We start from the raw sequence: 23,787 nt of genomic DNA, 5'->3' as shown, positions 1-23,787 counted from the left end.
GACATGGCTGACATCAACTCCAAGATCTCCAAGGGCCTCCTCGGCACCAAGCTCGGCATGACCCAGGTGTGGGACGAGAACGGCAAGCTCGTTCCCGTCACCGTCATCGAGGTCGCCCCGAACGTCGTGACCCAGCTCCGCTCGGTCGAGAAGGACGGCTACAACGCCGTTCAGATCGGCTACGGCCGGATCGACCCCCGCAAGGTGAACAAGCCCCTGACGGCCCACTTCGAGGCCGCGGGCGTCACCCCGCGTCGTCACCTCACCGAGGTTCGCACCGCGGATGCCGCTGACTACTCGCTCGGTCAGGAGCTCACCGTGGACGGCCTGTTCGAGGCCGGCCAGCTGGTCGACGTCGTCGGCACCAGCAAGGGCAAGGGCACCGCCGGTGTCATGAAGCGTCACAACTTCAAGGGTGTCTCCGCTTCGCACGGTGCGCACCGCAACCACCGCAAGCCCGGCTCGATCGGCGCCTCGTCGACCCCGAGCCGCGTCTTCAAGGGCATGCGCATGGCCGGCCGTATGGGTGGCGAGCGCGTGACCGTCCTCAACCTCACGGTGCACGCCGTCGACGCCGAGAAGGGTCTGCTGCTCGTCAAGGGCGCCGTCCCCGGTGCCCGTGGCCGCATCGTCTACGTCCGCAACGCAGTGAAGGGTGCCTGATCTCATGGCTGACTCGACTCTCGCGCTCGACGTTCGTAAGTCCGACGGCAAGAAGGCCGGCTCCGTGGAGCTGCCCGCCGCGATCTTCGACGTCAAGACGAACATCCCGCTGATCCACCAGGTCGTCGTCGCCCAGCGCGCCGCCGCCCGTCAGGGCACGCACTCGACCAAGCGTCGTGGCGAGGTCTCCGGTGCCGGTCGCAAGCCCTTCAAGCAGAAGGGCACGGGTAACGCCCGTCAGGGCTCGATCCGCGCGCCGCACATGACCGGTGGTGGCATCGTCCACGGCCCGAAGCCCCGTGACTACGGCCAGCGCACCCCCAAGAAGATGATCGCCGCCGCCCTGCTGGGCGCGCTGAGCGACCGCGCTCGTGGCGAGCGTCTCCACGTCGTGGAGTCGTTCGGCATCGAGGGTGCCCCGTCGACCAAGGCCGCTGCTGCGGTCCTGACCGCCTTCGGCGCCGTCAAGAACGTCCTCGTGGTCATCGACCGCGACGACGAGCTGACGGTCAAGAGCGTGCGCAACCTCGCGTACGTCCACGTGCTGACCTACGGCCAGCTGAACGCCTACGACGTGCTCGTCTCCGACGACATCGTCTTCACCAAGGCCGCCTACGACGCGTTCGTCACGTCGAAGTCCGGCGCCACCGAGGAGGTCTCGGCATGACCGCCGTCAACAAGGACCCGCGCGACATCATCCTGAAGCCGGTCGTCTCCGAGAAGAGCTACTCGCTCATCGACGAGGGCAAGTACACGTTCCTCGTGGACCCCCGCGCCTCGAAGACCGAGATCAAGCTCGCGATCGAGAAGATCTTCGGCGTCAAGGTGGCTTCGGTCAACACGATCAACCGCGTGGGCAAGGCCCGTCGCACCCGCTTCGGCATCGGCAAGCGCAAGGACACCAAGCGCGCGATCGTCAGCCTCAAGTCGGGCACCATCGACATCTTCACGGCAGTCGGCTGACGGTCGGGATAGAGGACAAGAACAATGGCTATTCGCAAGTACAAGCCCACGACGCCCGGTCGCCGCGGCTCGTCGGTGGCCGACTTCGCCGAGATCACCCGATCGACGCCTGAGAAGTCGCTGCTGCGCCCGCTGTCGAAGACCGGTGGCCGCAACAACCAGGGCCGCATCACGACGCGCCACATCGGTGGCGGTCACAAGCGCCAGTACCGTCTGATCGACTTCCGTCGCAACGACAAGGACGGCATCGACGCCAAGGTCGCTCACATCGAGTACGACCCCAACCGCACCGCGCGCATCGCGCTCCTGCACTACAAGGACGGCGAGAAGCGGTACATCCTCGCCCCCAACAAGCTGCAGCAGGGCGACGTCATCGAGTCCGGTGCCGGCGCCGACATCAAGCCCGGCAACAACCTGCCGCTGCGCAACATCCCCACCGGTACGGTGATCCACGCGATCGAGCTCCGTCCCGGGGGAGGAGCGAAGATGGCCCGTTCGGCCGGCGCCTCCGTGCGCCTGGTCGCCAAGGACGGCCCCTACGCCCAGCTGCGTCTGCCCTCGGGCGAGATCCGCAACGTCGACGTGCGCTGCCGCGCCACGATCGGCGAGGTCGGCAACGCCGAGCAGTCGAACATCAACTGGGGCAAGGCCGGCCGCAAGCGCTGGAAGGGTGTCCGTCCCACCGTCCGTGGTGTCGCCATGAACCCGGTCGACCACCCGCACGGTGGTGGTGAGGGCAAGACGTCCGGTGGTCGTCACCCCGTTTCGCCGTGGGGTAAGGCCGAAGGCCGTACCCGCCACGCGAACAAGGAAAGCGACAAGCTGATCGTCCGCCGTCGCACCGCCGGCAAGAAGCGTAAGTAGGAGTAGAGGAAGATGCCTCGCAGCCTTAAGAAGGGCCCCTTCGTCGACGAGCACCTGCTTCGCAAGGTCGTCTCGCAGAACGAAGCCGGTTCGAAGAACGTCATCAAGACCTGGTCGCGCCGTTCGATGATCATCCCCGCCATGCTGGGACACACCATCGCCGTGCACGACGGACGCAAGCACATCCCCGTGTTCGTGACCGAGACCATGGTCGGCCACAAGCTGGGCGAGTTCTCGCCCACCCGCACCTTCCGCGGCCACGTGAAGGACGACAAGAAGGGCCGTCGCCGCTAAGGCGACCGAGGAGGAGAGAGAAATGGTGGAGTCCATCGCACGCGTGCGACACATCCGCGTGACCCCTCAGAAGGCTCGTCGTGTCGTCGCTCTCATCAAGGGGAAGCAGGCCGAAGAGGCCCTCGCCATCCTGAAGTTCGCGCCGCAGGGTGCGAGCGAGCCGATCTACAAGCTCGTCGCCTCGGCGATCGCGAACGCTCGCGTCACCGCCGACAAGACGAACGAGTACCTGGATGACGCCGACCTGTACGTGAAGAACGCGTACGTCGACGAGGGCACGACGCTCAAGCGTTTCCAGCCCCGCGCACAGGGTCGCGCCTTCCAGATCAAGAAGCGCACGAGCCACATCACGGTCGTGCTCGCGACGCCGGAAGACGCTGCTGCGGCCCCGGCTCGCGCCAACAAGAAGGCGAGCAAGTAATGGGACAGAAGGTCAACCCGTACGGCTTCCGCCTCGGCATCACCACCGACCACGTGTCGCGGTGGTTCTCCGACTCGACGAAGCCCGGACAGCGCTACGCCGACTACCTCGCCGAGGACATCAAGATCCGTCGCCTGCTGACCACCTCGCTCGACCGCGCGGGCGTCAGCAACATCGAGATCGAGCGCACGCGTGACCGCGTCCGCGTCGACATCCACACCGCCCGCCCGGGCATCGTGATCGGTCGCCGCGGCGCCGAGGCCGAGCGCATCCGCGCCGACCTCGAGAAGCTCACCGGCAAGCAGATCCAGCTGAACATCCTCGAGGTCAAGAACCCCGAGGCCGACGCTCAGCTGGTCGCCCAGGGTGTCGCCGAGCAGCTCTCCGCCCGCGTGGCTTTCCGCCGCGCGATGCGCAAGGGCCTGCAGGGCGCGCAGCGCGCGGGCGCCAAGGGTGTCCGCATCCAGGTGTCGGGCCGCCTCGGCGGCGCCGAGATGAGCCGCTCGGAGTTCTACCGCGAAGGCCGTGTGCCCCTGCACACCCTGCGCGCGAACATCGACTACGGCTTCTACGAGGCCAAGACGACCTTCGGCCGCATCGGCGTGAAGGTGTGGATCTACAAGGGCGACCTCACCAACAAGGAGCTCGCCCGCGAGCAGGCCAACGCCCCGAAGTCGCGCGGTCGTGACGACCGTGGCGGCGACCGTCGTCGTGGCCCTCGCAATGAGGCCCCCGTGGCAGAAGGAGCGTCGGCGTAATGCTCATCCCCCGCAAGGTCAAGTACCGCAAGCAGCACCACCCCGGTCGCTCGGGCCAGGCCACCGGCGGCACCCAGGTGTCGTTCGGCGAGTTCGGCATCCAGGCTCTGACCCCCGCCTACGTGACCAACCGTCAGATCGAGTCCGCTCGTATCGCGATGACCCGTCACATCAAGCGTGGTGGAAAGGTGTGGATCAACATCTACCCCGACCGTCCGCTCACCAAGAAGCCGGCCGAAACCCGCATGGGTTCCGGTAAGGGTTCCCCCGAGTGGTGGGTTGCGAACGTCAAGCCGGGTCGCGTCCTCTTCGAGGTCGCCGGTGTCAACGAGGAACTCGCTCGTGAAGCACTGACCCGTGCCATCCACAAGCTGCCGCTGAAGGCACGCATCATCAAGCGCGAGGAGGGCGACGCGTAATGGCGATCGGCACCAAGCAGCTCGCCCCGAGCGAGCTCGACACGTTCGAAGACCAGCGCCTCGTCGAGGAGCTGCGCAAGGCCAAGGAAGAGCTGTTCAACCTGCGCTTCCAGTCGGCCACCGGCCAGCTCGAGAGCCACGGCCGCATCCGTGCAGTCAAGCGCGACATCGCGCGTCTGTACACGGTGATCCGTGAGCGCGAGCTCGGCATCCGCGCCACGCCGGCCCCGGTCGAGGCGACGAAGGCGAAGAAGAGCAAGGCGAAGAAGGCGGATGCCGCTGACGACGCCGCAAAGGAAGAGGCGGAGTAATGGCTACCGCGAAGAAGGCAGAAGCCGAGGCGCAGGTCGTCGGCCACGAGCACGCGGCGAACGATGTCCGCGACGAGAGCGCCCGCGGTTACCGCAAGGCGCGTCGTGGCTACGTCGTCAGCGACAAGATGGACAAGACGATCGTCGTCGAGGTCGAGGACCGCGTGAAGCACCCGCTCTACGGCAAGGTCATCCGTCGCACGTCGAAGGTCAAGGCCCACGACGAGACGAACTCGGCCGGCATCGGCGACCTGGTCGTCATCAACGAGACCCGTCCGCTCAGCGCCACCAAGCGCTGGCGCCTGGTCGAGATCCTCGAGAAGGCCAAGTAAGCCTCGCGGCTTGCTTGGAACCCAAGGAGTAACAAGTGATTCAGAACGAATCCCGGCTGAAGGTCGCCGACAACACCGGCGCCAAGGAGCTGCTGACCATCCGTGTGCTGGGCGGCTCCAACCGTCGGTACGCGGGCCTGGGCGACGTCATCGTCGCCACGGTCAAGGACGCGATCCCCGGTGGAAACGTCAAGAAGGGCGACGTGGTCAAGGCCGTCGTCGTCCGCGTGGTCAAGCAGACCCGTCGTCCCGACGGCTCGTACATCAAGTTCGACGAGAACGCCGCCGTGATCCTGAAGAACGACGGGGAGCCCCGCGGCACCCGCATCTTCGGACCGGTCGGTCGTGAGCTTCGCGACAAGAAGTTCATGAAGATCGTCTCGCTCGCCCCGGAGGTCATCTGATCATGGCGAAAATCAAGAAGGGTGACCTGGTTCAGGTCATCTCTGGCAAGAAGCAGGACAAGGGCGGCGACCGCGGCAAGCAGGGCAAGGTCCTCGAGGTCCTGACCGAGCAGAACCGCGTCATCGTCGAGGGCGTGAACTACGTCACGAAGCACAACCGCGTCGGCCAGTCCCAGCGCGGCACCAAGACCGGTGGCATCGAGACGTTCGAGGCCCCGATCCACATCTCCAACGTCGCGATCGTCGACCCCTCGACCAAGAAGCCGACCCGCGTCGGTCACCGCGTCGAGGAGCAGGTGAAGGACGGCGTCAAGCGCACCGTCCGCGTGCGCTTCGCGAAGAAGTCAGGCAAGGACCTCTGAATATGAGCACCGACACTGCCGCGGTGGCTGGCAAGATCCAGCCCCGCCTGAAGCAGAAGTACAACACCGAGATCAAGAAGGCCCTGCAGGAAGAGTTCGGCTACGCGAACGTCATGCAGATCCCCGGTCTGGTCAAGGTCGTCGTGAACACCGGTGTCGGCGAGGCTGCTCGCGACAGCAAGGTGATCGATGGCGCGGTCGAGGACCTCACCAAGATCACCGGTCAGAAGCCCATCGTCACCAAGGCCCGCAAGTCCATCGCGCAGTTCAAGCTGCGCGAAGGACAGGCCATCGGTGCGCACGTCACCCTCCGTGGCGACCGTGCGTGGGAGTTCGTCGACCGTCTCGTCAACCTCGCCCTGCCCCGTATCCGCGACTTCCGCGGTCTCTCGGCCAAGCAGTTCGACGGCAACGGCAACTACACCTTCGGTCTCCAGGAGCAGTCCGTGTTCCACGAGATCGATCAGGACCGCATCGACCGCGTGCGTGGTTTCGACATCACGATCGTCACCACCGCGAAGACCGATGACGAGGGCCGCTCGCTGCTTCGCCAGCTCGGCTTCCCGTTCCAGTCGGCGGACGCTCAGGCCTGAGCCCCCGGGCCCCCGGGATCCCGGGGGCCTCTCATCGAAGGTCGCCTGTCGTGTAACGGCAGTCGAAACCTCATGATCGAAAGAAGCAACACATGACGATGACAGACCCGGTCGCAGACATGCTGACCCGTCTGCGCAACGCGAACTCGGCGCACCACGACTCCGTGTCGCTGCCGAGCTCGAAGCTCAAGACGCACATCGCCGCCATCCTCAAGCAGGAGGGTTACATCGCCGACTGGTCCGTTTCGGACGCCCGTGTCGGCCAGACCCTCACCCTGACGCTGAAGTACGGCCCGAACCGCGAGCGGTCGATCGCCGGCATCAAGCGCGTGTCGAAGCCCGGCCTTCGCGTGTACGCGAAGTCCACCGAGGTCCCCACGGTCCTCGGCGGCCTGGGCGTCGCCATCCTGTCCACCTCCTCCGGTCTCCTCACGGACCGTCAGGCCGAGCAGAAGGGCGTCGGCGGGGAAGTCCTCGCCTACGTGTGGTGATCTGACATGTCGCGTATCGGACGTCTTCCCATCGACATCCCCGCCGGCGTCACCGTTTCGGTGAACGGCCGGGAGGTCCACGTCAAGGGCCCGAAGGGCGAGCTCGCGCTCACCATCGCGCAGCCCCTCGAGGTTTCGGTCGAGGAGAACCAGGTTCTCGTCACCCGCCCCGACGACGAGCGCGAGTCGCGGTCGCTCCACGGCCTGACCCGCACGCTCATCAACAACAACATCATCGGTGTCACCCAGGGCTACACCAAGGGCCTCGAGGTCGTCGGCACGGGTTACCGCGTGGCGCAGAAGGGCAGCTCGGTCGAGTTCGCCCTCGGCTTCTCGCACCCCGTCCTGATCGACCCGCCCGCGGGCATCACCCTCACGGTCGAAGGCAACAACAAGCTGACCGTGAGCGGCATCGACAAGCAGGCCGTCGGCGAGGCCGCCGCCAACATCCGCAAGATCCGCAAGCCCGAGCCCTACAAGGGCAAGGGTGTGCGGTACGCGGGTGAGGTTGTGCGCCGCAAGGCCGGAAAGAGTGGTAAGTAGCCATGGCTATCAAGACAAAGTCCGCCGCCCGCGCGCGTCGCCACGCTCGTCTGCGCAAGAAGGTCGTGGGTACGGAGCTCCGTCCCCGTCTCGTCGTGACGCGTTCGGCCCGCCACGTCTTCGTCCAGCTGGTCGACGACAGCAAGGGCCACACCGTGGCCTCGGCCTCGACGCTCGAGGTCGACCTGCGTTCGTTCGACGGTGACAAGACCGCCAAGGCCCGCAAGGTCGGCGAGCTCGTCGCCGAGCGCGCGAAGGCCGCCGGCTTCTCGGACGTCGTGTTCGACCGTGGCGGCAACCGTTACGCCGGTCGTGTCGCCGCGATCGCCGAAGGCGCCCGCGAAGGAGGGCTGAACCTGTGAGTGACAACAAGGAGACCGAAGTGACCGAGCAGACTGCACCGACTGAGGGTGCGGCTGGGTCCCAGGCACCCGCCGAGCGCGAGCGCGAGCCCCGCCGCGGCGGTCGCGAGCGCAACGCCAACCAGCGCGACCGTGGTTCGCGCGACCGCAACGAGAGCCAGTTCCTCGAGCGCGTCGTGACGATCAACCGCGTCTCGAAGGTCGTCAAGGGCGGTCGTCGCTTCAGCTTCACGGCGCTGGTCGTCGTGGGCGATGGCAACGGCGTCGTGGGCGTCGGCTACGGCAAGGCGCGCGAAGTGCCCCTCGCCATCTCGAAGGGTGTCGAAGAGGCCAAGCGCAACTTCTTCCGCGTGCCGCGCTCCGGCTCGACCATTCCCCACCCCGTCCAGGGTGAGGCTGCCGCCGGTGTGGTGCTCCTGCGCCCCGCCGCTGCCGGTACCGGTGTTATCGCCGGTGGTCCCGTCCGCGCCGTCCTCGAGTGCGCCGGCATCCACGACGTCCTCTCGAAGTCGCTCGGTTCGTCGAACACGATCAACATCGTGCACGCGACCGTCGAGGCTCTGAAGTCGCTCGAGGAGCCCCGTGCCGTGGCCGCCCGCCGCGGTCTGGAGTTCGACCAGGTCGCCCCGGCCCGCCTCGTGCGCGCCGAGGCCGCCGCTCAGAAGGTAGGTGCCTGATGGCCGAGCGTCTGAAGGTCACGCAGATCAAGTCCAAGGTGAGCGAGAAGCAGAACCAGCGTGACACGCTGCGCTCGCTCGGTCTCAAGCGGATCGGCGACTCCGTCGTCCGTCCCGACGACGCGCAGACGCGCGGTTACGTCAAGACCGTCGCCCACCTCGTCAAGGTTGAGGAGATCGACTAATGGCTGACAAGAAGGACGAGACCACCACGGTCGACGCCCCGAAGAAGGCTCCGGCCCGCAAGGCGGCCGCGAAGAAGGATGCCGCACCCGCGGCGCGCCCCGGCGTGCTGAAGGTCCACCACCTGCGTCCCGTCCCCGGCGCTCGCACCGCGAAGACCCGTGTCGGTCGCGGTGAGGGCTCCAAGGGTAAGACCGCCGGTCGCGGTACCAAGGGAACGAAGGCCCGTTACCAGGTCAAGGTCGGCTTCGAGGGTGGGCAGATGCCGCTGCACATGCGCACCCCGAAGCTCCGTGGCTTCAAGAACCCGTTCCGGGTCGAGTACCAGGTCGTCAACCTCGACAAGCTGGCCGAGCTCTACCCGCAGGGCGGCGATGTGACCATCGTCGACCTGGTGGCCAAGGGCGCCGTGCGCAAGAACGAGAAGGTCAAGGTGCTCGGCACCGGCGACATCTCGGTCGCGCTCAACGTGTCGGTCGACAAGGTCTCCGGCTCTGCGGAGCAGAAGATCGTCGCCGCAGGCGGCTCCATCAACTGACGTCACACCCCGAAGGGGCCGGCGGCCGTGTGGCCGTCGGCCCCTTCTGGGTTAGTCTGATTCCGTGTGCGCCTGGTCGCGCGCCGAGATCGTTCTGGAGGAATCCCCTTGTTCAGCGCCATCGCGCGGGTTTTTCGCACGCCCGACCTGAGGCGGAAGATCGCCTTCACGCTGGGCATCATCGCCATCTACCGGCTGGGTGCCCACGTGCCGACGCCCTTCGTCGACTTCCCGAACGTCCAGCGCTGTCTGGCGGCGTCCGGGAGCACCGAGGGCCTGCTCTCCCTGGTGAACCTCTTCTCGGGTGGAGCGCTCCTCCAGCTGTCGATCTTCGCCCTGGGTGTCATGCCGTACATCACGGCGACGATCATCGTGCAGCTGCTGCGCGTGGTCATCCCGCACTTCGAGACGCTGTACAAAGAGGGCCAGGCCGGTCAGGCCAAGCTCACGCAGTACACGCGCTACCTGACCATCGCGCTCGCGCTGCTGCAGTCCACGACTCTGGTCACCGTCGCGCGCTCCGGGCAGCTCTTCGGCACCGGCGGCGCCCCGGAGTGCCAGCAGCTCCTCACCAACGACATCTGGTGGGCCCAGCTGCTCATGATCATCACGATGACCGCCGGTACGGGCCTGGTCATGTGGTTCGCCGAGCTCGTCACCGAGCGCGGCGTCGGCAACGGCATGTCGATCCTCATCTTCACCTCCGTCGCCGCGACCTTCCCGGCCGCCATGCTGTCGATCCTGAACACGCGCGGCGTCGAGATCTTCCTCCTCGTGCTCGCGGTGGGCATCGTGGTCGTCGCGCTGGTGGTGTTCGTCGAACAGTCCCAGCGCCGCATCCCGGTCCAGTACGCGAAGCGCATGGTGGGACGCCGCACCTACGGCGGTACGAACACCTACATCCCGATCAAGGTCAACATGGCCGGCGTCGTGCCCGTGATCTTCGCGTCGTCGCTGCTGTACATCCCGGCACTCATCGCCCAGTTCAACCAGCCGCAGGCGGGTCAGGAGCCGGCCGCGTGGGTGACGTGGATCTCGCAGTACCTCACGCGCGGCGACCACCCGCTGTACATGCTCGTGTACTTCCTGCTGATCGTGGGCTTCACGTACTTCTACGTCGCCATCACGTTCAACCCGGTCGATGTCGCCGACAACATGAAGAAGTACGGCGGCTTCATCCCCGGCATCCGCGCGGGTCGTCCGACCGCCGAGTACCTCGACTACGTGCTGACGCGCATCACGCTCCCGGGATCCATCTACCTCGGCCTCATCGCTCTGCTGCCGCTCGTGGCGCTGGCGACGGTCGGTGCCAACCAGAACTTCCCGTTCGGCGGCGCGTCGATCCTGATCATCGTCGGCGTCGGCCTCGAGACGGTGAAGCAGATCGACGCTCAACTCCAGCAGCGTCACTACGAGGGGCTTCTGCGATGACCGCACGTCTTCTGATCGTCGGACCCCAGGGCTCGGGCAAGGGGACGCAGGGCGTCCGTGTCGGCGAGGCTCTGGGTGTCCCGGTCGTCTCCACCGGCGACGTGTTCCGTGCCAACGTCTCGCAGGGCACCGAGCTGGGGCTCCAGGTGAAGTCGATCATCGATGGGGGAGACCTCGTCCCCGATGAGCTGACCAGCGCCGTCGTCCGCGACCGGCTGTCGCAGGCTGACGCGGCCGAGGGTTTCCTCCTCGACGGCTACCCGCGCAACCTCGCGCAGGTCCTGCACCTCGACGAGTTCCTCGAGGGACGCGACGAGAAGCTGGACGCCGTGATCGCCCTCGTCGTCCCGCGGGAGGAATCGCTGGCCCGGCTCACGTCCCGTGCGGCCGAGCAGGGCCGTGCCGACGACACCGAGGCCGCGATCGCCACGCGACTCGGGATCTACGAGCGCGAGACCGCTCCGATCCTCGACGTGTACGGCACCCGCGGCATCGTCGATGAGATCGACGGCGTCGGCGACCTCGACGAGATCACCGCGCGCATCTTCGCGGCGCTCGAGGCGCGCGGTCTGCGACCGGCGCGCTGACGTGGTCCTGCGCTCCTCGATCTACAAGAAGCCCGCTCAGCTGCGGGCCATGGTCGAGCCCGGTCTGATCACCGCCGCCGCGCTGGATGCCGTGCGCGAGCTGATCGCCCCCGGCGTCACGACCCTCGACCTGGATGCCGCTGCCTCCGCCGTCATCACCGGGCGCGGCGCGAAGTCGAACTTCCAGATGGTGCGGGGATACCGTCACACGATCTGCGCATCGGTCAACGAGCAGGTCGTGCACGGCATCCCGAACGACCGTCCCCTCCAGGCGGGCGATCTGCTCTCTATCGATGCCGGGGCCGAGTTCCGAGGCTGGAACGGCGACTCGGCGTTCACCGTGGTCGTCCCCGGCGACGCTCCGGACGAGATCGTCGCTCCTCGGCGACGCCTGTCCGAGGTGACCGAGGGTTCGTTGTGGGCCGGCATCGCCGCGCTCAGTCGTGCCGCGCACCTCGGCGAGGTGAGTGCTGCCATCGAGGGATACATCGAGGACAACGCGCCCGATGGGGGTTACGGCATCCTGCGCGACTACGTCGGCCACGGCATCGGCCGCAAGATGCACGAGTCGCCGAGCGTCTTCAACTACCGGGTGCCGGATCGTGGCGCCGAGGTGCGGCCCGGACTCGCGGTCGCGATCGAGCCCATGGTGGTCATCGGCGATCAGGAGACCCGGGTCGAAGACGACGGGTGGACGGTCTCGACCATCGACGGCACAGCCGGCTCCCATTGGGAACATAGCGTCGCCGTGCACGATGGAGGAATCTGGGTCCTCACCGCGTCCGACGGCGGTGCGGAGAAGCTGGCACCCTTCGGTGTGGTGCCGAAGGAGATCGACTGATGATGATGGCCGCGGCTCGCAAGTCCACGAACTGGTTCGCGATCGGGGTGACGGCGGCCGCAGTGGTCGTCGTCCTCGTGATCGGCGGAGTGGTGTGGTTCGCCAACAACCAGGCGACGTCGCCGGGGACGGTGCCGCAGTCCTCGGCGGTCAACGCCGACACGGGCGCGATCGCCGTGGGTTCCGGCAGCCAGACGGTCGACACCTACATCGACTTCATGTGCCCGATCTGCAACTCGTTCGAGCAGGCCTACGGCTCGACACTCCAGCAGCTCGTCGACGACGGCACCATCACCCTCAACATCCACCCGATCTCGATCCTCGACGCGCAGTCGCAGGGCACGCAGTACTCGACGCGCGCCGCGAACGCCGCCTACTGCGTCGCGGTCGACGACCCGGCGAACGTGTCCGCTTTCGTCACGGCGATGTACGCCCAGCAGCCCACGGAGGGCACCTCCGGCCTGGATGACGCGACGCTCGCGACCATCGCGAAGAACGCGGGAGCCTCGGATGCCGTGAGCTCCTGCATCACGGACGGGACGTACACGAAGTTCGTGACGGCGATCACCAAGAAGACGCCGTCGCAGACGGGGTCCGGGATCGCGACGCCGACGATCGCCATCAACGGCACGGTTCTGGTCAACCAGACCGATCTCACCGGCGACCCCCAGAAGGACATCGTCGATCGCCTCAACGGCTGAGTCGATGCGGCGAGTTGCCGCATCGCGCTCTACCACGTATGCTTGATCTTTGGTGCGTTGCGCCTTTATTGGCGTGTCGTAGCACCGAATCCCCATCCACCGCAGACCGGCCGGTCTGCAATGAGCGTGAGCGAGTTTATGGCGAAGAAAGACGGTGTCATCGAGATCGAGGGCACGGTGTCCGAGGCACTGCCCAATGCGATGTTCCGTGTCGAACTGACCAACGGTCACAAGGTGCTCGCCACCATCTCGGGCAAGATGCGGCAGAACTACATCCGCATCATCCCCGAGGACCGCGTCGTCGTCGAACTGAGCCCGTACGACCTCACGCGCGGTCGTATCGTCTACCGCTACCGCTGAGCCCGGCCGAGAAGTAACGAACCGCTCGCGCGGATCGAAGACAGCGAACAGGAACACCCCCATGAAGGTCAACCCCTCCGTCAAGCCCATCTGCGACCACTGCAAGGTGATCCGTCGCCACGGGCGCGTCATGGTGATCTGCAAGAGCAACCCGCGTCACAAGCAGCGCCAGGGCTGAGTGCGGACCGGACTCCAGGTCCGGCCCGACTCGACGACAGACTTCCAACTGAATACACAACGGCAGGATCAGAACCCGCGATGCGGGGGACACCTCGGGGCGGAGGCCCGGGCACCGATCCTGCTCCACACCTCCACGACACTCTGAGGAGAGCCGCATGGCACGTCTCGCCGGCGTCGACATCCCGCGCGACAAGCGCGTGGTGATCGCACTTACCTACATCTACGGCGTGGGCCGTACCCGCTCCACCGAGATCCTCACCGCGACCGGCATCAGCCCGGACGTCCGCGTCAAGGACCTCACCGACGACCAGCTGGTCGCGCTGCGCGACCACATCGAGGGCACCTACAAGGTGGAGGGTGACCTCCGTCGCGAGGTGGCCGCCGACATCCGCCGCAAGGTCGAGATCGGTTCCTACGAGGGCCTGCGCCACCGCCGCGGCCTCCCTGTGCGCGGTCAGCGCACGAAGACGAACGCGCGTACCCGCAAGGGCCCCAAGCGCACGGTCGCCGGCAAGAAGAAGGCGCGCTAGGCCTCCGCCGGCGCAGGATTCAGGAGAACCGCACATGGCACAGGCCAAGTCCGCCGCGCGCAAGCCGCGCCGCAAGGAGAAGAAGAACATCGCCGTGGGTCAGGCCCACATCAAGTCGACGTTCAACAACACCATCGTTTCGATCACCGACCCCTCCGGGGCCGTCATCAGCTGGGCATCGTCCGGCGGCGTCGGCTTCAAGGGCTCGCGCAAGTCGACGCCCTACGCCGCTGGCATGGCCGCGGAGTCCGCCGCCCGCCAGGCGCAGGAGCACGGCGTGAAGAAGGTCGACGTCTTCGTGAAGGGCCCCGGCTCGGGTCGCGAGACCGCGATCCGTTCGCTCACGGCCGCCGGCCTCGAGGTCGGCTCGATCCAGGACGTGACGCCGCAGGCGCACAACGGCTGCCGTCCGCCGAAGCGCCGCCGCGTCTGACGCATCGTTCCCGGGGAGTGCTCGTCACTCCCCGGGAACGTTCGCGCTCCCGCGCATCCCAGGACATCCGGATGCCGGCGGCCGTCGGGCCGTCTGCATCCGGCGAGTACAACTCAACACCTCACCCCATTACACGTGTCATATAGCGGGCACGTGATCGAAAGGAACACATAGTGCTCATCGCACAGCGTCCCACTCTGACCGAGGAGAAGATCGGGGAGTTCCGCAGCCGTTTCGTCATCGAGCCGCTCGAGCCCGGCTTCGGTTACACGATCGGCAACGCGCTGCGTCGCAGCCTCCTGTCGTCGATCCCCGGCGCGGCCGTCACGAGCATCCGCATCGATGGCGTCCTGCACGAGTTCAGCACCATCCCGGGCGTGAAGGAAGACGTCACCGAGATCATCCTGAACATCAAGCAGCTCGTCGTCTCGAGCGAGCGCGACGAGCCCATCACGGCCTACCTGCGCAAGACGGGTGCCGGCGAGGTCACGGCGGCGGACATCTCCGCACCCGCGGGCGTCGAGGTGCACAACCCCGAGCTGGTCATCGCGACGCTCAACGACACCGCGAAGTTCGAGCTCGAGCTCACCATCGAGCGCGGCCGCGGCTACGTCTCGGCGACCCAGAACCGCAACGAGTACGCCGAGGCGGGTCAGATCCCGATCGACTCGATCTACTCGCCGGTGCTCAAGGTCAGCTACCGCGTCGACGCGACCCGTGCCGGTGAGCGCACCGACTTCGACAAGCTCGTCCTGGACGTCGAGTCGAAGCCGTCGATCGCCCCGCGCGACGCCGTGGCGTCGGCCGGTCGTACGCTCACCGAGCTGTTCGGTCTCGCCCGCGAGCTGAACGTCGAGGCCGAGGGCATCGAGATCGGCCCCGCGCCGGTCGAGACCGTCCTCTCCAACGAGCTGTCGATGCCGATCGAAGACCTCGACCTCTCGGTGCGCTCGTACAACTGCCTCAAGCGCGAGGGCATCAACACCGTTTCGGAGCTGGTCGCCCTCTCCGAGACCCAGCTGATGAACATCCGCAACTTCGGTCAGAAGTCGGTCGACGAGGTGCGCGACAAGCTCACCTCCCTCGGCCTGTCGCTCAAGGACTCGGTGCCCGGTTTCGACGGTGCACAGTTCTTCGGCGGCTACGACGACGAGACCGTCTGACCCGTCGGACCCGACCGAACCTTCCTACTGGAGTAACACGACATGCCCAAGCCCACGAAGGGTCCCCGTCTCGGCGGCGGCCCGGCCCACGAGCGCCTGCTTCTCGCGAACCTCGCGGCGGCCCTGTACACCCACAAGTCGATCAAGACGACCGAGACCAAGGCCAAGCGCCTGCGTCCGCTCGCCGAGCGACTGATCACGTTCGCGAAGCGGGGTGACCTCCACGCCCGCCGCCGCGTCCTTTCGGTGATCGGTGACAAGGAGGTCGTGCACACCCTCTTCACCGAGATCGCCCCGCTGGTCGCGGACCGTGACGGCGGATACACCCGCATCACCAAGGTCGGCAACCGCAAGGGCGACAACGCGCCCATGGCCGTGATCGAGCTCGTCCTCGAGCCCGTCACCAAGAAGCCGTCGGCGTCGAAGTCCGCGGCACCCGCTGCGGCTGCCACGCCGGCTGCCGAGGAGACCCCCGCCGAGGAGACCTCGACCGAGGAGACCCCCGCCACCGACGAGGCTGCCGACGCCGGCGCCGAGTCGCAGGAGGAGGGCGCGGCCGCCGAGGCCGCCGCCACCGACGCGGTCGAGGACGACGCCAAGGCGTAATCCTCTGCTTCCTGAACGAGGCCCTCTCCCGCTGGGGAGAGGGCCTCGTTCGTCATCCCGGGGCACGTAGGCTGAACAAGTGCGCATCCGTCTCGACATCGCCTATGACGGCACACATTTCCGCGGGTGGGCGCGGCAGCCGGGCCTGCGCACCGTCCAGGGAACGCTCGAAGAGGCCCTGAGCCGCATCGTCGGCGGAGAGCCGCGATTGGTCGTCGCCGGACGGACGGATGCCGGGGTGCACGCCTCGGGTCAGGTCGCTCACGTCGACCTCGATGAGGCGCAGGTCGCCCGCCTTCCGCGCCGGCGTCGCCAGGGGGACGAGCCGGACGGCGTCACGGCCCTCGCGGGTCGGATCCGCGGCGTCCTGGGCGCCTATCCCGACGTCACGGTCCATCACACGGTTCCGGCCCCGGCGGGGTTCGATGCCCGCTTCTCCGCCGTCTGGCGTCGCTACGTGTACCGCATCGCCGATCTCGGAACCGGGTACGACCCGCTCGAGCGCGCGCGGACCACCACCGTCAAGGCGCACCTGGACGTCGCGGCCATGGATGCCGCAGCCCGGAGCCTCATCGGTCTCCACGACTTCGCCGCCTACTGCAAGGCGCGCGAGGAGGCCACCACGATCCGCACACTGCTGGAGTTCGATTGGCACCGTGACCCCGCGGGCGCGCTCCTCGCCCATGTGCGAGCTGATGCCTTCTGCCACAGCATGGTGCGTGCACTGGTGGGCGCGTGCGTGGCCGTCGGCGAGGGGCGGATCGACCCCGAACGCGTCGTGGCGATCCGTGACGCGGGCGCGCGTCTGCCGGACACGAAGGTCCTCGCCGCACGCGGGCTCGTGCTGGCCGAGGTGGGGTATCCGGCGGACGAGCTGCTCGCATCCCGGGCCGAACAGACGCGGAATCGGCGCGACGCCGACGACATCGGTTCGTGAGCGTTGCGCAACCCTCAGCAAGCTGAGGGCTGCGCCTTCTAGGCTGGCGGGGCCATGAAGGTCATTTCGTACAACTTGCGCAAGCATCGCGCGGCGGGCGAGCTCGCCGCCCTCGTCGACGCGCACGCGGTCGACGTCCTGTGTCTGCAGGAATGCGACACCCGCGACATCCCCGCGGAGATCTCCGGGCTGCGTCTCGCGGAGGCCACGCAGCGCAACCGGCTCGGACTCGCCGTGTACTACCGCGAGAACACGTTCCGTGCGGTCGAGGTGCGGTCGATCGCCCTCAAGAAGTCCCTGCACGACTACGTGCTGAAGCCGGCGGAGGAGCGCATGCTGGGTGTCCGCCTGCGCGACATCGACGACGGTCACGAGATCATCGTCGCCTCCTTCCACGCGGCACCCCTCACCGCGCTCAACTCCCTGCGCCGCCACCAGATCCGCACCGCGTTGGCGGAGCTGCAGAACCTCGGTCCCGGGTTGCCCGCTCTCATGGTCGGCGACTACAACTACCCGGTGTTCAAGGAGAACCTCGGGCAGGCGGTGCGCGACCAGGGATACGAACTCACCCTCAGCGACTCGCGTACCTACACGCGCTACCGCTTCTTCCGGGGTCACTACGACTTCGCGACGTCGATCGGTTTCGACATTGCACACATCCGCACCCTCCCGCAGGGGCTGAGCGACCACCTGCCGATCCTGATCACCGCGGAGGTCGAGGGCAGCCGCCCCGCGGTGGCCTCCTGAGCCGACCGGAGACCGGTACCTCGCCGGGCGTCGGCGACTCAGACGTCGAGATCGTGCCGGTGACGTCGGACGGTGGCGCCCACGGCGATCGCACCGCCCGCGAGCGCGAGAGCGCCGCCCCCGATCCAGAACCCCAGCGCGGGTGCGCCCCCGCCGGGGACGCTGGCGGAGGCGTGGGTCGTGGTGTCATCGGGGGAGCCGTCCGCCGCCGCGTGGGCGATGGACGGGAGGGCCAGGACGGCTCCGGCGGCCAGAGCGGCAGCGGCCAGGGAGCGGACCAGCGTGTTCTTCATGCGGCACCCACAAGCGTCGAGGACGGGAGACCGCGCACGTCGCGTGCAACGGGCCGGCGGTGATCGCCCCCAGCGCGATGCGGATCCGCCTCTTCGACTATCCCCCATCTGTACACGGCGCGCCACCGATCGGCGTTTCGATTGCGTAAAGGATCGGCGTCGTCTGCGCCATCCGTCGCCCAGCCGCGGGCGTCGACGCCCGAGGCCGGGCGTGGTTCCCTGAGCCCTCGCGACCCGTCGCCGCCTAGACTCGACGGAAGACCACAGGAGGATTCATGGGGGACCGGGTGCGCCGCGGCCGAGCCGCGCTGGGTGCGATCGGCGCGGGGACGATGCTGCTCGCGCTGGTCGGGTGCGGCGCGCCGCCGTGGGCGCAGGGCGGTGGGCAGACGACGCCCTCCTCCTCGCCGACGGTTTCGGCCTCCACCACTCCGGTTCCCACGCCGGTGCCGAACGACCTTTCCAGCGGTTCCACCGAGAAGAAGGTGACCGCCGGCGCCATCGCCGCGACGGTGAAGTACTGGTCCACGCTGTCGATGGACCGCTGGACGGCGACGGCGCTGAAGCCGGTGAGCATCTCGATGGACACCACCGTCACGCCCAACGACGGGCAGCAGGTCTATCTGCAGAGGGCGACGATGACGGCCGTGCCGGGCAATGCCACGCAATCGTTCGCGCCGCTGACCCCGCAGGTCGATCAGAGCAACCCGCCCGGCTACGTGGTCCTGTCGCCGTACAGCTACTCGCAGACGTTCAACGTGGGGGAGGTCCCCGCCGAGGCGACGTTCGTGACGCTCCAGTTCACGTACGAGTTCCTTCTTCAGACGACGCCGACCTCGAGCGACTTCGCCAAGCAGACCGCCAGCGACACCCTCACCGTCGCCATCGCCCGCGACGCCACGCCCGCGGGCTGATCACGCGCGAACGCGCTCCCACCGGTCGCCGCCGAGTCGCGTCGCCGTCATCGCGGCGTCCTCCGCCCGGCCTACGAGTTCGTCGAGGTCGTACCAGGCCGACTCCGCCGGCACCCACCCGATGCTCGCCGAGAGCTGCAGGTCGGCCCAGTCGTCGGCATCCATCTCGGTCACCCGTCGCAGGAGAGTGCGCACGTGCTCGCGGAGCACGGGCCCGGGGCGACAGACCACCGCCACCAGGCGACCGCGCGCCGGACGCCCGATGTCGGCCTCCGCGGGGAGCGTGGCGGCCACGACGGCCTCGAAGGCCGTGGTGATGCGGTTCCAGCCGTTCTCGCCGATCGTGCTGCGGATCTGGTCGGGGTCGTCGAGGCGGATCGCCAGCACGTTCCAGGAACTCTCCTGTGCCCGACGCGCGCGGGTGAGCCGATCCTCCGCGGTCACGGAGAACTGCGGCCACGAGCGCGCCGCGCGTGTCCCGACGGGCGAGACCGAGGTGAAGTACAGGACGCTCACCGTCGCGCACACGAGGTAGATCAGCATCGCGAGGCCGTTGAGGATGCGGGGGAGCGTGAGGTCCTGCGCGCTCGAGGGGAGCGCCAGACCCGCCACGACGATCGCGCCGGCGAGGGCGACGAAACCGGCGGACACGACGGTCAGGGGCAGCGCGAGTCGCTCGAATCGATCGGCGGCACGTCGGACCTCGACGATCGTGAGCCCGGCGAAGATCGCCGCCGCCAGGAAGGCCACGCGGAACGTCATCCCGTACACCTGGGGGTCGACCGCGAGCACGAAGGCGACGGCGGTCGCGATCGACTGCAGCACGGCGATCCACGGCAGCGCCGGAACGTGCCGCCGGGCGCGGAAACCCGACCAGATGAGCGCGGGAGCTCCGAGCATCAGACCGAGTCCCGCGCGACGGACGGCCTCGTCGCCGACCACGGAACCGGCGACGGAGATCCACGTGCTCGACATCGCCAGTACGAACGCCAGCGACCACAGGAGCGCGGCACGGGACGGTCGGTGCAGGAAGCCGAGACCGATCACCATCACGGTGGCCAGGGTGGCGACGGTCGCCTGGGCGAGCCCGAGATTGGCGAGCGTCTCCTGGGCGGTCATGCCTCGGTCGCCCCCGACCGGGAAGGCAGACGCACCGTCACGGTGGTCCCCGTCCCGACCTCGCTCTCGAGCTCGAGCGATCCCCCCTGCTCTTCGACGATGCTGCGGACGATCCCCATGCCCAGGCCCGTGCCGGGGGTCGGGCTCTCGCGTGCCGCGCGGGCGCGGAAGTACGGGTCGAAGATCCTGGGCAGTTCGTCGGGGTGGATGCCGATGCCGGTGTCGGCGAACGTGAGCTCGACGTGGTCGTCGAAGACGTGCCCCGTGATGTGGACGCTCCCTCCGCCGGGGGTGTACTTGATGGCGTTGCTGAGGATGTTGTCGAACGCCTGGCGCAGGCGGAACCCGTCGCCCACGACCTCGGCCGAGAGGGGGAGGTCGTCGGTCACGCTCACGCGGCGCGCGGCGGCGGCCGGGCGGAACGACTCGAGCGAGGAGGCGATGATGCGACTGGCGTCCGCCGTCGCGGCCGACCTCTCTTCGCGGAACACCCCGCGGGAGTTCGCCAGGATCTCGGAGATCAGTGTCTGCATGCGTTCCCCGGCGCCCGCGATGACCTCGAGCTGCTCGCGCACCTTGGGCGTCAGATCCGGGGCGTCGAGTGCCAGGTCGGCGTGGCCGATGATGGCTGTGAGGGGGTTGCGCAGTTCATGCGACACGGTCGCAGCGAGACGCTCGCGCGCCCGCTCCGCCTCGATGAGGGCGGTGACGTCGTGGACGATGAGGAGCGTGCTCTCGGGCTCGTCGGACGAGACCAGGCGCCGGGTGGACGCGGACAGGGCGTGCCAGTCGCCCTGGGCGTCGAACAGCCACACCCGTTCGTCCTCGAACTGCTCGCCTCGCGCCGCGCGCGCGAACGGGCGTTCCGAGTCGGGCAGCGGTTCGCCCCGCAGGGTGGCGTACTCGACGGCTCCGCCGGGCCGCGACGGTTCGTCGCGCTCGATGCCGTAGAGGTTCACGTACGTGTCGTTGAGGGCGAGCACCTCGCCGTCGACCGACAGTCGGGCGATGCCCGTGTCGAGACCGTTCAGCATCTGCGACACACGACGTTCCTGTCCGGTCACGCGTTGCAGAGTGCCCTGCAGCCTGCTGGCCTGGCGTCGGAGGAGTTGTTTGAACGCGCGCGTCTGGCGCGACGACAGATACGCCGTGATGGCGATGAACGTCAGGGACAGGAGCACCACGATCAGGCGCAGTGCCGTGGCGGGTCCGGCGCCGTTGACCGAGGCGTCCGCGACGATGATGACGCCGACCGCGGCCAGCGAGGCGATCATCATGCTGAGGACGAAGTGGGTGGCGATCCACGTGATCGGGAACACCCAGAAGAATCCGAACCGCAGGTCCGTCCCGAAGCTCAACAGCCCGATGCCGACGATGTCGCCGAACGGGATGAGGGCGACCGCATTCCGCGGCAGTCGGTGCCAGGGCACCATGATGGCGACCGCGGTCAGCGCGATGACGACGCCCACTCCGGTGGAGAACGTCCATACCGCGAAGAGGGACGGTTCGAGCGCTTGGACGAGCAGGACGGTGATGACCACGCTCGCGCCGAGGACCAGCTGCAGGAGCCAGACCGAGCGTGTCCGGCTGCTGGGTCCGCTCGCGTCGTCGGACTCGGAAGCGACCGGCGACGACGCCGGCGGAACGCTCCTCACGGCTGCCATGTGATCGAGTGTATAGACGATGGTGTAGTCTTCTGCGCGCCATCCTGTCTCTGCTCGCCCTTCGCGTCCTACCCGTCGCGTCGTCCGGTCAGACTCCCCCTGAGGCCTGCATCCCGCAGCGTGATGGTCGTCTCGTCGACCTCTGCGCACCCGCGCCCTCAGACCCGGGAGATACCTGTGAGCAGCTCCACTCACCGTCGTACCGTGCGAGCCCTCGCGCTCGCCGCCGTCGTCGCGCTGGGCGGCCCGATCACCCTCTCCGGGTGCACGCAGGTCGTGGACGCCTTCAACGCCATCCAGGCCCAGACCTCCGGTGGCGGGCAGTCGGTCGTCGTCGCCACCCCCGCACCGCAGTCGACGGCATCCGCGATGCCGTTCGACTCCCGATTCACCTATGACGGGTCGGTGTCGCTGTCGTCCGAGGTCGCCGACGGTCTCGAGCTGCGCCTGGACGTCTGGGCCGTCGACCCCAAGCGCACGATGGAGTGGACGACGACGAACGAGAAGCAGTTCGGCTTCGCGCTCAACGTGCACGACCACCGCGTCGACGAGAAGGCGGTGCTCACCGAGAAGCGTCGCGTCTACATCTCCTCGGTGTCCATCACCTCTCAGACCGCCCAGACGGGCGGCCAGGTGTCGAACCCGTTCCAGTTCAGCGCGGACCCGCGCACGCTCGTCCCCACGGACACCCTGCGCTCGGACCGTGGCCTGCTCCTGAACAGCTTCCAGGGCGGTCTGCTCGTGCCCACGACCTCGATCCGCCAGCTGCCCAACGACACGTACGGCATCACGCTCGAGTTCGCCCTGAACATCGCCGTCGAAGGCTCCGCGAACTCCGACACGTCGTTCACCCAGCAGACGGTCTACCAGTACCTGCCCATCGCGATCTTCGAGTCCGACGGCGCCACCGCCGCCGGTCAGGCCACCGACTCCGGCACCAGCACCGGCCGGGCACCCGGATGGGGTCAGACCACCGACCAGGGCTGAGTGCCCGGCGAGCCCCGGTTCAGGCGTGGGGCACCGCGCTCGAACCGGGACGCAGCCGACGGCTCTCCATCAACAGGGAGAGGTCGTGCACGTCCGCCACGGCGTGGTGCTCGAAGGTCAGGTCGGGCGTGTCGGTGTAGTCGATCAACGGCATCTGCCCCGCGAACGTCCGCCGTACGCCGGCCTCCACCTCGGTGCGGGGCGTCGACCCGGCGTGCAGCACGAAGACGGTGTCGCGCGCGGGGACGCCGGCCGCGGATCCGGGCAGCGCCTCGTGGGCGGCATCCACGAGGACCGTGATCATCTCCTCGGCGCGACCGGAGCTGTGCGCCGCGCGGATCAGATCGATCTCCGGGATGCGGACGACGGCGACGTGGACGCGCCCGTGGGCGCGCAGGAGATCGTCCGCGGCCTGGCGGAGGCTTCGACGGTCGTGCGCGCGGGTCCCCGGTGAGGGGTCGTCGTCGAGCTGCCGCCCCAGGCGCACCGATCCGAACCCCATCCCGACGATGGCCAGCGCACTGAGGATGGTGGTGATCTGCGTCGACGTCGTGTGCTGCCAGAGCGCCGACGACATCCCGGCGACGGTGCCCACGACCAGCCGGTAGAGGTTGAACGTCCCGAACACGACCAGGGTGGCGACCAGGACGCGGGTTCCGGAGAGGTCGCTCAGCGGTCGGCGCGCGAACTCGACGGAGGCGAGCGCGGCGAAGATCACGAGTCCCGCGGTCTTGATCAGCGTGGCCTCGTCCAGCGGAACGACGAAGGTGACGGCCAGCATCAGGATGCCGACGGCTCCCGTCGTGGCCGCCCCGATGCCGCGGCGCGCGTTGAGGCGCCGGGCGCCCGCCCAGGCCAGCCCGACCGTCACCACGTTGGTCGCGTTCCCCACGGCGGCGGCGAACGTTCCGCCGCCGGCGACCTCCGCGACGTTCGCGAGAGAGCAGGCCAGCGCCGAGAAGGCGGCGACGCCCATGTACCGCACGAGCTCGGCGCGCGGCCCTCCGCGGTCGTCTCCGTGGCGGCCGTGCGCCAGGAACAGCGCGGCACCCGCGACGGAGGCCGCGGCGATGGCGGCGAGGAGGTCGAGGACGACCATCGGTCGGAACTCTCCCT

Annotated in this window: 37 protein-coding genes; 33 read left to right on the top strand and 4 right to left on the bottom strand. The window is 68.0% G+C overall.

All coding sequences use genetic code 11. The features are described from left to right. Window positions 1-3: 3 nt before the first annotated feature. From rplC to CSIV_RS00975, 31 genes are all read left to right on the top strand, one after another. Window positions 4-663: a 50S ribosomal protein L3 gene (gene rplC, locus CSIV_RS01125; RefSeq protein WP_077049580.1), complete on the top strand. Its 660-nt coding sequence runs from the start codon at window positions 4-6 to the stop codon at window positions 661-663. A gap of 4 nt (window positions 664-667) precedes the next feature. Continuing rightward, the gene (gene rplD, locus CSIV_RS01120; RefSeq protein WP_077049579.1) at window positions 668-1,330 is read left to right on the top strand and encodes a 50S ribosomal protein L4; all 663 of its coding nucleotides are present in this window, start codon (window positions 668-670) and stop codon (window positions 1,328-1,330) included. Continuing rightward, the gene (rplW, locus tag CSIV_RS01115) at window positions 1,327-1,626 is read left to right on the top strand and encodes a 50S ribosomal protein L23 (protein WP_022878259.1); all 300 of its coding nucleotides are present in this window, start codon (window positions 1,327-1,329) and stop codon (window positions 1,624-1,626) included. Before rplD ends, rplW begins: the two co-directional genes overlap by 4 nt. 24 nt (window positions 1,627-1,650) lie before the next feature. Next, window positions 1,651-2,490 carry a 50S ribosomal protein L2 gene (rplB, locus tag CSIV_RS01110; protein ID WP_077049578.1) on the top strand — a complete coding sequence of 280 codons (840 nt, stop codon included), beginning with the start codon at window positions 1,651-1,653 and terminating at the stop codon, window positions 2,488-2,490. A gap of 12 nt (window positions 2,491-2,502) precedes the next feature. Then, a complete protein-coding gene (gene rpsS / locus CSIV_RS01105; RefSeq protein ID WP_013584011.1) occupies window positions 2,503-2,784 on the top strand; it encodes a 30S ribosomal protein S19 in 282 nt (93 codons plus the stop codon). Between the two features lie 22 nt (window positions 2,785-2,806). Next, complete coding sequence (gene rplV / locus CSIV_RS01100) at window positions 2,807-3,205, top strand: 50S ribosomal protein L22 (RefSeq protein WP_058623970.1); 399 nt, start codon at window positions 2,807-2,809, stop codon at window positions 3,203-3,205. Next, the gene (rpsC, locus tag CSIV_RS01095; protein WP_058230882.1) at window positions 3,205-3,963 is read left to right on the top strand and encodes a 30S ribosomal protein S3; all 759 of its coding nucleotides are present in this window, start codon (window positions 3,205-3,207) and stop codon (window positions 3,961-3,963) included. Before rplV ends, rpsC begins: the two co-directional genes overlap by 1 nt. Beyond that, window positions 3,963-4,382, top strand: coding sequence for a 50S ribosomal protein L16 (gene rplP, locus CSIV_RS01090; RefSeq protein ID WP_077049577.1), 420 nt, complete (start codon window positions 3,963-3,965; stop codon window positions 4,380-4,382). The genes rpsC and rplP overlap by 1 nt, the downstream gene beginning before the upstream one ends. Then, on the top strand, window positions 4,382-4,693 hold the full coding sequence (gene rpmC / locus CSIV_RS18700; protein ID WP_013584007.1) for a 50S ribosomal protein L29: 312 nt from the start codon (window positions 4,382-4,384) through the stop codon (window positions 4,691-4,693). The genes rplP and rpmC overlap by 1 nt, the downstream gene beginning before the upstream one ends. Beyond that, a complete protein-coding gene (gene rpsQ / locus CSIV_RS01080; RefSeq protein WP_076491314.1) occupies window positions 4,693-5,025 on the top strand; it encodes a 30S ribosomal protein S17 in 333 nt (110 codons plus the stop codon). The genes rpmC and rpsQ overlap by 1 nt, the downstream gene beginning before the upstream one ends. A 35-nt stretch (window positions 5,026-5,060) precedes the next feature. Beyond that, window positions 5,061-5,429 carry a 50S ribosomal protein L14 gene (gene rplN, locus CSIV_RS01075; RefSeq protein ID WP_013584005.1) on the top strand — a complete coding sequence of 123 codons (369 nt, stop codon included), beginning with the start codon at window positions 5,061-5,063 and terminating at the stop codon, window positions 5,427-5,429. 2 nt (window positions 5,430-5,431) lie between these two features. Beyond that, entirely contained in the window at window positions 5,432-5,791 is a 360-nt protein-coding gene (gene rplX / locus CSIV_RS01070) for a 50S ribosomal protein L24 (RefSeq protein ID WP_077049576.1), read from the top strand. Window positions 5,792-5,793: 2 nt separating this feature from the next. Next, window positions 5,794-6,384, top strand: coding sequence for a 50S ribosomal protein L5 (gene rplE / locus CSIV_RS01065; protein WP_077049575.1), 591 nt, complete (start codon window positions 5,794-5,796; stop codon window positions 6,382-6,384). Between the two features lie 92 nt (window positions 6,385-6,476). Then, on the top strand, window positions 6,477-6,875 hold the full coding sequence (gene rpsH / locus CSIV_RS01060) for a 30S ribosomal protein S8 (RefSeq protein WP_077049574.1): 399 nt from the start codon (window positions 6,477-6,479) through the stop codon (window positions 6,873-6,875). 6 nt (window positions 6,876-6,881) lie between these two features. Further along, window positions 6,882-7,418 (top strand): 50S ribosomal protein L6, encoded by a 537-nt coding sequence (gene rplF / locus CSIV_RS01055; protein WP_077049573.1) that lies wholly within the window; start codon window positions 6,882-6,884, stop codon window positions 7,416-7,418. A gap of 2 nt (window positions 7,419-7,420) precedes the next feature. After that, complete coding sequence (gene rplR, locus CSIV_RS01050; RefSeq protein ID WP_022877830.1) at window positions 7,421-7,780, top strand: 50S ribosomal protein L18; 360 nt, start codon at window positions 7,421-7,423, stop codon at window positions 7,778-7,780. Next, window positions 7,777-8,457 (top strand): 30S ribosomal protein S5, encoded by a 681-nt coding sequence (gene rpsE / locus CSIV_RS01045; RefSeq protein WP_022877829.1) that lies wholly within the window; start codon window positions 7,777-7,779, stop codon window positions 8,455-8,457. Before rplR ends, rpsE begins: the two co-directional genes overlap by 4 nt. Further along, window positions 8,457-8,642: a 50S ribosomal protein L30 gene (gene rpmD / locus CSIV_RS01040; protein ID WP_013583998.1), complete on the top strand. Its 186-nt coding sequence runs from the start codon at window positions 8,457-8,459 to the stop codon at window positions 8,640-8,642. The genes rpsE and rpmD overlap by 1 nt, the downstream gene beginning before the upstream one ends. Further along, window positions 8,642-9,178 carry a 50S ribosomal protein L15 gene (rplO, locus tag CSIV_RS01035; RefSeq protein ID WP_077049572.1) on the top strand — a complete coding sequence of 179 codons (537 nt, stop codon included), beginning with the start codon at window positions 8,642-8,644 and terminating at the stop codon, window positions 9,176-9,178. Before rpmD ends, rplO begins: the two co-directional genes overlap by 1 nt. A 108-nt stretch (window positions 9,179-9,286) precedes the next feature. Then, window positions 9,287-10,609, top strand: coding sequence for a preprotein translocase subunit SecY (gene secY, locus CSIV_RS01030; RefSeq protein WP_077049571.1), 1,323 nt, complete (start codon window positions 9,287-9,289; stop codon window positions 10,607-10,609). Beyond that, on the top strand, window positions 10,606-11,196 hold the full coding sequence (locus CSIV_RS01025) for an adenylate kinase (protein ID WP_077049570.1): 591 nt from the start codon (window positions 10,606-10,608) through the stop codon (window positions 11,194-11,196). Before secY ends, CSIV_RS01025 begins: the two co-directional genes overlap by 4 nt. 1 nt (window position 11,197) lies before the next feature. After that, on the top strand, window positions 11,198-12,037 hold the full coding sequence (gene map, locus CSIV_RS01020) for a type I methionyl aminopeptidase (RefSeq protein ID WP_077049569.1): 840 nt from the start codon (window positions 11,198-11,200) through the stop codon (window positions 12,035-12,037). After that, window positions 12,037-12,738, top strand: coding sequence for a DsbA family protein (locus tag CSIV_RS01015; protein WP_175627533.1), 702 nt, complete (start codon window positions 12,037-12,039; stop codon window positions 12,736-12,738). The genes map and CSIV_RS01015 overlap by 1 nt, the downstream gene beginning before the upstream one ends. A 138-nt stretch (window positions 12,739-12,876) precedes the next feature. Further along, window positions 12,877-13,098 carry a translation initiation factor IF-1 gene (gene infA / locus CSIV_RS01010; protein ID WP_013583992.1) on the top strand — a complete coding sequence of 74 codons (222 nt, stop codon included), beginning with the start codon at window positions 12,877-12,879 and terminating at the stop codon, window positions 13,096-13,098. Between the two features lie 61 nt (window positions 13,099-13,159). Further along, complete coding sequence (rpmJ, locus tag CSIV_RS01005; protein WP_005050492.1) at window positions 13,160-13,276, top strand: 50S ribosomal protein L36; 117 nt, start codon at window positions 13,160-13,162, stop codon at window positions 13,274-13,276. 157 nt (window positions 13,277-13,433) lie between these two features. Then, the gene (rpsM, locus tag CSIV_RS01000; protein WP_063256596.1) at window positions 13,434-13,808 is read left to right on the top strand and encodes a 30S ribosomal protein S13; all 375 of its coding nucleotides are present in this window, start codon (window positions 13,434-13,436) and stop codon (window positions 13,806-13,808) included. A 34-nt stretch (window positions 13,809-13,842) separates the two neighbouring features. Beyond that, on the top strand, window positions 13,843-14,241 hold the full coding sequence (gene rpsK / locus CSIV_RS00995; RefSeq protein ID WP_013583990.1) for a 30S ribosomal protein S11: 399 nt from the start codon (window positions 13,843-13,845) through the stop codon (window positions 14,239-14,241). A 173-nt stretch (window positions 14,242-14,414) separates the two neighbouring features. Beyond that, complete coding sequence (locus CSIV_RS00990; protein ID WP_022879045.1) at window positions 14,415-15,404, top strand: DNA-directed RNA polymerase subunit alpha; 990 nt, start codon at window positions 14,415-14,417, stop codon at window positions 15,402-15,404. Between the two features lie 42 nt (window positions 15,405-15,446). Next, entirely contained in the window at window positions 15,447-16,010 is a 564-nt protein-coding gene (gene rplQ, locus CSIV_RS00985) for a 50S ribosomal protein L17 (RefSeq protein WP_077049568.1), read from the top strand. 79 nt (window positions 16,011-16,089) lie between these two features. Beyond that, on the top strand, window positions 16,090-16,947 hold the full coding sequence (truA, locus tag CSIV_RS00980) for a tRNA pseudouridine(38-40) synthase TruA (protein ID WP_077049567.1): 858 nt from the start codon (window positions 16,090-16,092) through the stop codon (window positions 16,945-16,947). A 54-nt stretch (window positions 16,948-17,001) separates the two neighbouring features. Next, window positions 17,002-17,694: an endonuclease/exonuclease/phosphatase family protein gene (locus tag CSIV_RS00975; RefSeq protein WP_077049566.1), complete on the top strand. Its 693-nt coding sequence runs from the start codon at window positions 17,002-17,004 to the stop codon at window positions 17,692-17,694. Window positions 17,695-17,732: 38 nt separating this feature from the next. On the opposite strand, the gene CSIV_RS00970 is transcribed toward CSIV_RS00975, so the two are convergent. After that, the gene (locus CSIV_RS00970) at window positions 17,733-17,987 is read right to left on the bottom strand and encodes a hypothetical protein (protein ID WP_077049565.1); all 255 of its coding nucleotides are present in this window, start codon (window positions 17,985-17,987) and stop codon (window positions 17,733-17,735) included. Window positions 17,988-18,262: 275 nt separating this feature from the next. Between CSIV_RS00970 and CSIV_RS00965 the strand changes: the two genes are divergently transcribed. Then, window positions 18,263-18,901: a hypothetical protein gene (locus tag CSIV_RS00965; RefSeq protein WP_077049564.1), complete on the top strand. Its 639-nt coding sequence runs from the start codon at window positions 18,263-18,265 to the stop codon at window positions 18,899-18,901. On the opposite strand, the gene CSIV_RS00960 is transcribed toward CSIV_RS00965, so the two are convergent. Next, a complete protein-coding gene (locus CSIV_RS00960; protein ID WP_077049563.1) occupies window positions 18,902-20,020 on the bottom strand; it encodes a hypothetical protein in 1,119 nt (372 codons plus the stop codon). Then, window positions 20,017-21,684, bottom strand: coding sequence for a sensor histidine kinase (locus CSIV_RS00955; RefSeq protein ID WP_083734916.1), 1,668 nt, complete (start codon window positions 21,682-21,684; stop codon window positions 20,017-20,019). The genes CSIV_RS00960 and CSIV_RS00955 overlap by 4 nt, the downstream gene beginning before the upstream one ends. 177 nt (window positions 21,685-21,861) lie before the next feature. Between CSIV_RS00955 and CSIV_RS00950 the strand changes: the two genes are divergently transcribed. Beyond that, a complete protein-coding gene (locus tag CSIV_RS00950; RefSeq protein ID WP_077049562.1) occupies window positions 21,862-22,671 on the top strand; it encodes a fructose 1,6-bisphosphatase in 810 nt (269 codons plus the stop codon). A 19-nt stretch (window positions 22,672-22,690) separates the two neighbouring features. Here CSIV_RS00950 and CSIV_RS00945 read toward each other — a convergent pair whose 3' ends face one another. Then, window positions 22,691-23,770, bottom strand: a complete 1,080-nt coding sequence (locus CSIV_RS00945; RefSeq protein WP_077049561.1) for a hypothetical protein — start codon at window positions 23,768-23,770, stop codon at window positions 22,691-22,693. Between the last annotated feature and the right edge of the window lie 17 nt (window positions 23,771-23,787).

The sequence above is a fragment of the Microbacterium sp. CSI-V genome (genome assembly GCF_001984105.1).
In the GTDB taxonomy this organism is placed as follows: domain Bacteria; phylum Actinomycetota; class Actinomycetes; order Actinomycetales; family Microbacteriaceae; genus Microbacterium.
The sequence above is the reverse complement of the archived record's forward strand: the minus strand, read 5'-3'. Positions and strand labels throughout refer to the sequence as shown.

What these genes read in the sequence shown, in the direction of transcription:
- rplC (WP_077049580.1), top strand. Translation starts at nt 4, where the DNA reads ATGGCTGACATCAACTCCAAGATCTCCAAGGGCCTCCTCGGCACCAAG.
- rplD (WP_077049579.1), top strand. Translation starts at nt 668, where the DNA reads ATGGCTGACTCGACTCTCGCGCTCGACGTTCGTAAGTCCGACGGCAAG.
- rplW (WP_022878259.1), top strand. Translation starts at nt 1,327, where the DNA reads ATGACCGCCGTCAACAAGGACCCGCGCGACATCATCCTGAAGCCGGTC.
- rplB (WP_077049578.1), top strand. Translation starts at nt 1,651, where the DNA reads ATGGCTATTCGCAAGTACAAGCCCACGACGCCCGGTCGCCGCGGCTCG.
- rpsS (WP_013584011.1), top strand. Translation starts at nt 2,503, where the DNA reads ATGCCTCGCAGCCTTAAGAAGGGCCCCTTCGTCGACGAGCACCTGCTT.
- rplV (WP_058623970.1), top strand. Translation starts at nt 2,807, where the DNA reads ATGGTGGAGTCCATCGCACGCGTGCGACACATCCGCGTGACCCCTCAG.
- rpsC (WP_058230882.1), top strand. Translation starts at nt 3,205, where the DNA reads ATGGGACAGAAGGTCAACCCGTACGGCTTCCGCCTCGGCATCACCACC.
- rplP (WP_077049577.1), top strand. Translation starts at nt 3,963, where the DNA reads ATGCTCATCCCCCGCAAGGTCAAGTACCGCAAGCAGCACCACCCCGGT.
- rpmC (WP_013584007.1), top strand. Translation starts at nt 4,382, where the DNA reads ATGGCGATCGGCACCAAGCAGCTCGCCCCGAGCGAGCTCGACACGTTC.
- rpsQ (WP_076491314.1), top strand. Translation starts at nt 4,693, where the DNA reads ATGGCTACCGCGAAGAAGGCAGAAGCCGAGGCGCAGGTCGTCGGCCAC.
- rplX (WP_077049576.1), top strand. Translation starts at nt 5,432, where the DNA reads ATGGCGAAAATCAAGAAGGGTGACCTGGTTCAGGTCATCTCTGGCAAG.
- rplE (WP_077049575.1), top strand. Translation starts at nt 5,794, where the DNA reads ATGAGCACCGACACTGCCGCGGTGGCTGGCAAGATCCAGCCCCGCCTG.
- rpsH (WP_077049574.1), top strand. Translation starts at nt 6,477, where the DNA reads ATGACGATGACAGACCCGGTCGCAGACATGCTGACCCGTCTGCGCAAC.
- rplF (WP_077049573.1), top strand. Translation starts at nt 6,882, where the DNA reads ATGTCGCGTATCGGACGTCTTCCCATCGACATCCCCGCCGGCGTCACC.
- rplR (WP_022877830.1), top strand. Translation starts at nt 7,421, where the DNA reads ATGGCTATCAAGACAAAGTCCGCCGCCCGCGCGCGTCGCCACGCTCGT.
- rpmD (WP_013583998.1), top strand. Translation starts at nt 8,457, where the DNA reads ATGGCCGAGCGTCTGAAGGTCACGCAGATCAAGTCCAAGGTGAGCGAG.
- rplO (WP_077049572.1), top strand. Translation starts at nt 8,642, where the DNA reads ATGGCTGACAAGAAGGACGAGACCACCACGGTCGACGCCCCGAAGAAG.
- CSIV_RS01025 (WP_077049570.1), top strand. Translation starts at nt 10,606, where the DNA reads ATGACCGCACGTCTTCTGATCGTCGGACCCCAGGGCTCGGGCAAGGGG.
- CSIV_RS01015 (WP_175627533.1), top strand. Translation starts at nt 12,037, where the DNA reads ATGATGATGGCCGCGGCTCGCAAGTCCACGAACTGGTTCGCGATCGGG.
- infA (WP_013583992.1), top strand. Translation starts at nt 12,877, where the DNA reads ATGGCGAAGAAAGACGGTGTCATCGAGATCGAGGGCACGGTGTCCGAG.
- rpmJ (WP_005050492.1), top strand. Translation starts at nt 13,160, where the DNA reads ATGAAGGTCAACCCCTCCGTCAAGCCCATCTGCGACCACTGCAAGGTG.
- rpsM (WP_063256596.1), top strand. Translation starts at nt 13,434, where the DNA reads ATGGCACGTCTCGCCGGCGTCGACATCCCGCGCGACAAGCGCGTGGTG.
- rpsK (WP_013583990.1), top strand. Translation starts at nt 13,843, where the DNA reads ATGGCACAGGCCAAGTCCGCCGCGCGCAAGCCGCGCCGCAAGGAGAAG.
- rplQ (WP_077049568.1), top strand. Translation starts at nt 15,447, where the DNA reads ATGCCCAAGCCCACGAAGGGTCCCCGTCTCGGCGGCGGCCCGGCCCAC.
- CSIV_RS00975 (WP_077049566.1), top strand. Translation starts at nt 17,002, where the DNA reads ATGAAGGTCATTTCGTACAACTTGCGCAAGCATCGCGCGGCGGGCGAG.
- CSIV_RS00970 (WP_077049565.1), bottom strand. Translation starts at nt 17,987, where the DNA reads ATGAAGAACACGCTGGTCCGCTCCCTGGCCGCTGCCGCTCTGGCCGCC.
- CSIV_RS00965 (WP_077049564.1), top strand. Translation starts at nt 18,263, where the DNA reads ATGGGGGACCGGGTGCGCCGCGGCCGAGCCGCGCTGGGTGCGATCGGC.
- CSIV_RS00960 (WP_077049563.1), bottom strand. Translation starts at nt 20,020, where the DNA reads ATGACCGCCCAGGAGACGCTCGCCAATCTCGGGCTCGCCCAGGCGACC.
- CSIV_RS00955 (WP_083734916.1), bottom strand. Translation starts at nt 21,684, where the DNA reads ATGGCAGCCGTGAGGAGCGTTCCGCCGGCGTCGTCGCCGGTCGCTTCC.
- CSIV_RS00945 (WP_077049561.1), bottom strand. Translation starts at nt 23,770, where the DNA reads ATGGTCGTCCTCGACCTCCTCGCCGCCATCGCCGCGGCCTCCGTCGCG.